We start from the raw sequence: 6,000 nt of genomic DNA, 5'->3' as shown, positions 1-6,000 counted from the left end.
TCCTCCCCCCGCTGGGGGGAGGCCGGGAGGGGGGACCGGGATTGCGGTGCGCGGGCACCACCTGGAGTACACCCACCATCCCTCGCACCTACACCCTATTTTCTCTCTCCTATCTCCTAACCAACCACCGGTGCCTCCAGGAAGAAACGACCTTCCGCATCGTCATACGCGAACAGTTCGGCGTAGCGCCCCCACTCCAGAGCAATATCGAGCTGACGTTCGGCCTCAGCAGTGGGAAATTCACGCTCCAGCGCAGCCAGAAACACCTCCCACCGTAACGATTGATTATCGGCTGCGGTCAACATACGCAGCATCCAGCGAAAGAACGGCAAGCGCCGCAACCGTGACGCGAAGATTTCCTTGCGGGCCTGGATACTGGCATCGGCAAATGCCTCACCGAGTGGCGTCAAAATCAGATCACCGCTCTCCACCCGCGCAAAGCCGAGTAACTCGGCTGCTTCGATTAACGGCAAAAGCTGGTCAAGATCAAGTCCCAATTCATCTTGTAACTGGACGATTGGATCACGCTCTGCATCGGTTGCATTTGCCTGCTCAAGCAGGCCGGCCAGTGCTGTAACACTGGCCATAGGAAGCAGACGAGTCTGCCCATTTTGACCCGGCTCGGTACCATACTCGACCGCCTCCGGTTGGGTTTGCCCGGCCAGCACGGCGTAAACCCGGGCCACAAGGGCGGCAAATGCCTCCGATTTGCGATCTCGCGGGTGTGGCAGGTTGATCGGAATGTCGGCAATGACCCGGCCCGGATTCTTATCCATGACCACAATGCGGTCGGCCATAAACACCGCCTCTTCGATGTTATGGCTCACCATCAACACGGCCCGAATCTGAAGATTACCACTCGTCCACAACTCCAGCACCTCGCCGCGCAGCGTCTCCGCACTCAGCACATCAAGTGCGCTAAATGGTTCATCCAGACACAAGAGTTCTGGGTCAACAGCCAGCGCACGGGCAATACCGACCTTCTGTCGCATACCACCTGACAACTCACGCGGGTAGGCTTGCTCAAAGCCATCGAGACCGACCAGATCGATCAACTCGATAGCACGTTTCTGTGCCTCATGGTAAGCAACACCCCGCGCTTGCAGGGCAATGGCAACGTTTTCCTGTACCGTTAGCCACGGAAAGAGGGCAAAGGTTTGAAAGACAATCGTTGCGTGTGGATTGACCCCTTGCAGCGTCTGACCGCGATACCGTACCAGATCCTCAGAAGGTCGGGTAAGCCCGGTGATAATTCGCAGCAACGTGCTCTTCCCGCAACCCGATGGTCCCAGCAAGGCAACGAACTCACCTTCGCCGATAACCAGATTCACATCCTGAATAGCGGTAAACTTCCGCGCAGTGTTGCCATAACGCTGCGTCACGCGCAGCACTTCCACCAGGGGCCGCACTTGAGTCTGCTGCATCGTTGTTCTCCTATTCCAGGCGATAGCGATCTGCGGCCAGTTGGTACAGTCGCCGCCAGACTAATCGGTTAATGGCCACTACGGTAATAATCATGGTGAGCGTTGCGGCAAATAGTTTCGCGAAATCACCGGCTTCAGTCGCCGCAGCAATCGTCGCCCCAATGCCGATGGTCTGGTACGTTTGCTGATTGAAGACCACGTACTCAGCGACGACACTGGCGTTCCAGGCCCCACCGCTCGCCGTAATGAGACCGGTGATCAGATACGGAAAGAGACCGGGCAAAATCAACGTCCGCCAGCGGCGCCACCCGTGCAACTGCAACAAATCGCTGGTGAAACGTAAATCCTGTGGAATGGCATTGACGCCGGCAATGACATTGAACAGGATGTACCACTGTGTACCGAGCATCATCAAAGCGATAGCAGCCAGATTGAGACCACCGGGCAGTGCCAGCAATGCCAACACCAGCACTGGAAAGAGAGCAGTCGCCGGGATCGAAGCCAGAACCTGCACGACCGGCTGTAAGACTGCCGCCACCTTGCGGCGTGTGCCAATCCACACCCCAACTGGTACCGTCCAGAGTACTGCAATGCTTACCGCAACACTGACCCGCCCAAAGGTAGCTGCTATTCCCAACAAAATCTCGCCCCACTGGGTGAACGATAGGTTGAATAGTAGGCGAATCCCATTGAACAGCCCCCATCCGGTTAGAATAATGATGGCAACCAGCGCAATCCAGCCAGATACTGAACGTCGTCGTTCCTTAGCCGGCACATCATCAGCCGGACGTTGCCCAACCCACCGTTCCACAAGCTCATTCAGCCGACGAAACCCTCTGCCAATCCAAGCCACCACTACCGAGCGGTGAAACAGATCGTAGAAGAATGATGTTGGCTCATCATCTCGCTCAACAAATTCCAGTCGGAACCGACCAGACCAGACGAGCAACGGTCGCCAGACGAGTTGATCCAGTACAATGATTACGAGCACCAGACTGAACAACCCCCAACCAATGGCCGTCAGATCACCAGCATCAGCCGCTGTATGCAAAAAAGCACCTAAGCCCGGTAACCGAAAATCACGCTCGCCAAGGGTGAAAATCTCGGCTGCCATGAGGAAGAACCAGCCTCCGGCCCAGCTCATCATACTGTTCCAGACCAGTGCGGGCGCACCGAATGGAAATTCGAGCGTGGTGAAACGCTGCCACCACGAGAAGCGAAAGATACTGCTCGCTTCGCGCAGCTCTTTGGAGATTGTGTTCAGCGACTGATACCAGGCAAACGTCATATTCCAGACCTGACTGGTAAAGATCAGGACAACCGCCGTCAGCTCGACGGCGAACGCCTGCGGCAAGATCGCACTTAAACCCAGCAACACCACCGGCAAAAACGAGAGGATTGGTACACTCTGCAAGACATCGAGCAGCGGGATTAAAACCCGCTCAGCGTGTGGATTGTAGGCGGCAATGTAGCCGTAAATCAACGTAAAGATAAACGATAGGACGTAGGCCATCGCCATCCGACCCACCGACTGCAATGCGTAGAACGGCAATGCCGCCGGGCTAAGCGATATTGTTGGCCCCCGAACCGTCTCAGGTGCATTGTTGGCAACGCCGATTGTCAGGCCAACCAGACCGATCAGCATCAGAAAAAGCCACACATCGGCCTGTGTAAAAACTACACGCGCTGGTGGTTCGGGAGTAAAAGTGCGCAATTTGAACATACGACTGCTCCACTTCCCAGGTTCATCCGGGGGCAGATAGAGAATATGAATGAATACAAGTCTACCGCATCAGGATACTCCAACGCAGGCTGTTGCGCTCCCGCCGTGCAGCAGCGGGGCCGGGGGCGAGTCCCCTCGCCCACCGTGCAGCAGGGCCGGGGGTAAGCCCCCCTCGCCCGCTGTGCGGGCGAGGGGCTGGGGGTGAGGGCGTATACCTGCCCCGAAGTAATGTTCAGATAGACGCTTAGTTTGTTAGCCCCAGCAACCAGGTCGCCAACGAGAAGTAAATCAACACCCCACCAATATCCGAGAGTGAGGTCACTAACGGGCCACTGGCCGTCGCCGGATCAAGCCCCAGCCGGCGCAACAGGAATGGCAGCGACATCCCGATCAAACTGCCCATCAGCACCAGCACCAGCATCGTCAGCGAAACTACGCCGGCAACCTGCCAGCCAACCCGAATCACACCTAACACACCGACCGCTAGCGCCATCGCACTCCCCAACAACAGCGCAACCAGCAACTCTTTTGCCAGCAAACGCCACCAGTCGCTTGACTCGATGTCACCGGTCGCCAGCGCACGCACCGTCAGCGTTGCCGACTGCGAACCGGCATTGCCGGCACTACCAATCAACAGTGGCAGAAAGAAGACCAGGGCTACAACTGCGGCAATTGTATCTTCAAACGCGGCAATCGCCGCCCCAGAAAAGACATTTACAAAGACCAGGGCTACCAGCCAGGGCACCCGCTTGCGTACAAGCTCAAAGATTGGTATCTCCAGATAACTGCCACGCAACGGCTCAACAGCGGCACTGCGATGAAAGTCTTCGGTGACCTCCTCCTCGGCCACGTCAATCAGGTCGTCAAAGGTTACAATCCCAACCAGCACCCCATCCGAGTCAACGACCGGCAAGGCCGGCAAGCTGTAGCGTCGCAGCGCCTCAACTGCCCGTTCCCGATCATCGAACGCCGACAACACAACATAGCTTTCGTCCATCAGACTACGCACCGTCTGTGTTGGCTCGGCCAGAATAAAACGACGCAACTCAATCGCATCGAGCAGCCGCCACTGCTCATCGGTAACGTAGATCACATCAATTGTTTCGCTATCACGCCCACGTACCCGGATATGGTCGAGGGCACGGGCAATTGTCCAACTCGGACGCACAGCGACGTAATCTGGGGTCATCAGCCGCCCGACGCTCTCTTCAGGGTAACCGAGTAGCTGACGGGCTTCTTTGAGATCGTGTGGGCTGAGCAGATTGAGTAACTTCTGCGTCACCTGGCCGGGAAGCTCTTCAAACAGTTGCGTGCGATCATCAGGGCTGAGATTCGCCAGCAGTAAACGAGTCTCCTCCAGGTTCAGACTGGTCAACAACTCGTATTGATCGTCATGCTCAAGGTAGGAGAAGACTTCACCGGCCAACGCACGCGGCAAAACACGAAACACCAGCATGCGCTCGGCGGCAGACAGCTCGCGGAGCAGATCGGCAATCTCCGGCGCCGGCCAGCGCGAAAGTTGCTCGCGCAGATCAAGCCAGCGCTGTTCGGCAATCAATGCCTGAATCTCATCGAGGCGGGGAATTGGGAATGTGGTCATTGTCACCCCCTGTGCTTTCTGGCAGCGGCACAGGAGGTAACGACATTCAGTACACAAAAAGCCCCGGTAAGCTCAACCTCACCGGGGCAGATCGTTATGATTAGACCAAACGTCTACTCATATCGACACCACAAGCCGATGAGGCCGGTACAGGTATTGATTGTCATTACCATACTGTGCCGCTGACGAGAATGACTACTATCCATAGCGGTTCCGTTCCTCATCGTATCTAAACGTTGCCAACAGGCTTCACTACTATACGCCGGAGGCGCGGATTTGTCAATGCTACGCACATCGGTAAATAGCTTTCTGGTAGGGCATGAATCTGTCTATCAATTTATTATTAAGTAAGTGTTATGACATTCGGGGAATGTTTAACTGACAACCTAAAGAAAAACATCTTCGAGCACAAATCATTTAACCAAAAGATGTAAAAATTTTCCGCCAAAAAGATTAAGAAAATGTTATCCCAAAATCTGTTTTGAAGCCGTATCCTGCATTCCATCATGAACGACGATTCTCCATAATACCTGTTAAATGAAAGGTTAAGGTTGAACATGAAACTGTTACACATGGAGAGTCGGATCGAGCGTAAGGTTGTTGAAAGTCTACGCCTTCAATGGCAGCGCAACCGTTTCCTTCTCGGCGGTGCAACCCTGATCGTTGCATGCTGCGTAACAGTGATATGGCTTGCATCACGTCTCTGGCATATCAATCCTGTTGTTTTATTGCGCGATGTTTACGTTGTTGTTGGTGCAGAGCCGTATGCAGGACTGATGTCAAACATAGGCTTATTGGGCTGGTGTGTGGCAGCGACTGTCTGGAGTATAATCGTCTACCTGTTACATCCGCATCGTGCAGATTCTCGCTACGGGTTAGCCATCAGTGCAGGGGTGATCACGACAATTTTGTTGATTGATGATGGATGATGGATGGATGTTGCACGAATATATCTTACCCCGGCTAACCGGACTTGACGAGAAGGTATTTCTGGCCGGTTATGCAGTCCTGGCGATCACGTTTGCCGGCTATGCCCTGCCGCGTATGTTGCAAACCGACTATCTGCTGGCAGGTATTGCTGCCGGCTGTCTGGCCACTTCGTACCTGATCGACATAGTGCTCCCGTTTACCCCTCAGCACACGCTATACGAGGATGTCGCCAAATTAAGCGGTATTATCTTCTGGGCGGCTTACGCGCTGAGCGTTTTTCGTGAGGTGACGAACATGCAACGAGGGCGACTCTTGTAGCCGCC

At 54.9% G+C, this 6,000-nt stretch carries 5 protein-coding genes; 2 read left to right on the top strand and 3 right to left on the bottom strand.

Features of this window, described 5'->3' with window-relative positions; genetic code table 11:
- Positions 1-116 precede the first annotated feature (116 nt).
- From VAE57_RS01020 to mgtE, 3 genes are all read right to left on the bottom strand, one after another.
- A complete protein-coding gene (locus VAE57_RS01020) occupies positions 117-1,424 on the bottom strand; it encodes a nitrate/sulfonate/bicarbonate ABC transporter ATP-binding protein (protein ID WP_322820058.1) in 1,308 nt (435 codons plus the stop codon).
- Between the two features lie 10 nt (positions 1,425-1,434).
- Entirely contained in the window at positions 1,435-3,147 is a 1,713-nt protein-coding gene (locus VAE57_RS01015; RefSeq protein WP_322820057.1) for an ABC transporter permease, read from the bottom strand.
- A 244-nt stretch (positions 3,148-3,391) separates the two neighbouring features.
- A complete protein-coding gene (gene mgtE, locus VAE57_RS01010) occupies positions 3,392-4,747 on the bottom strand; it encodes a magnesium transporter (RefSeq protein WP_322820056.1) in 1,356 nt (451 codons plus the stop codon).
- Positions 4,748-5,304: 557 nt separating this feature from the next.
- On the opposite strand from mgtE, the gene VAE57_RS01005 reads away from it, so the two are divergent.
- Complete coding sequence (locus VAE57_RS01005; protein WP_322820055.1) at positions 5,305-5,676, top strand: hypothetical protein; 372 nt, start codon at positions 5,305-5,307, stop codon at positions 5,674-5,676.
- Between the two features lie 7 nt (positions 5,677-5,683).
- Positions 5,684-5,995 (top strand): hypothetical protein, encoded by a 312-nt coding sequence (locus VAE57_RS01000; RefSeq protein WP_322820054.1) that lies wholly within the window; start codon positions 5,684-5,686, stop codon positions 5,993-5,995.
- The last annotated feature ends 5 nt before the right edge of the window (positions 5,996-6,000 follow it).

Source organism: Chloroflexus sp. (assembly GCF_034434295.1).
GTDB lineage: Bacteria > Chloroflexota > Chloroflexia > Chloroflexales > Chloroflexaceae > Chloroflexus.
Note: the sequence above shows the minus strand (reverse complement) of the source record. Positions and strands in the feature narration are given on the sequence as shown.

What these genes read in the sequence shown, in the direction of transcription:
- VAE57_RS01020 (WP_322820058.1), bottom strand. Translation starts at nt 1,424, where the DNA reads ATGCAGCAGACTCAAGTGCGGCCCCTGGTGGAAGTGCTGCGCGTGACG.
- VAE57_RS01005 (WP_322820055.1), top strand. Translation starts at nt 5,305, where the DNA reads ATGAAACTGTTACACATGGAGAGTCGGATCGAGCGTAAGGTTGTTGAA.
- mgtE (WP_322820056.1), bottom strand. Translation starts at nt 4,747, where the DNA reads ATGACCACATTCCCAATTCCCCGCCTCGATGAGATTCAGGCATTGATT.
- VAE57_RS01000 (WP_322820054.1), top strand. Translation starts at nt 5,684, where the DNA reads ATGTTGCACGAATATATCTTACCCCGGCTAACCGGACTTGACGAGAAG.
- VAE57_RS01015 (WP_322820057.1), bottom strand. Translation starts at nt 3,147, where the DNA reads ATGTTCAAATTGCGCACTTTTACTCCCGAACCACCAGCGCGTGTAGTT.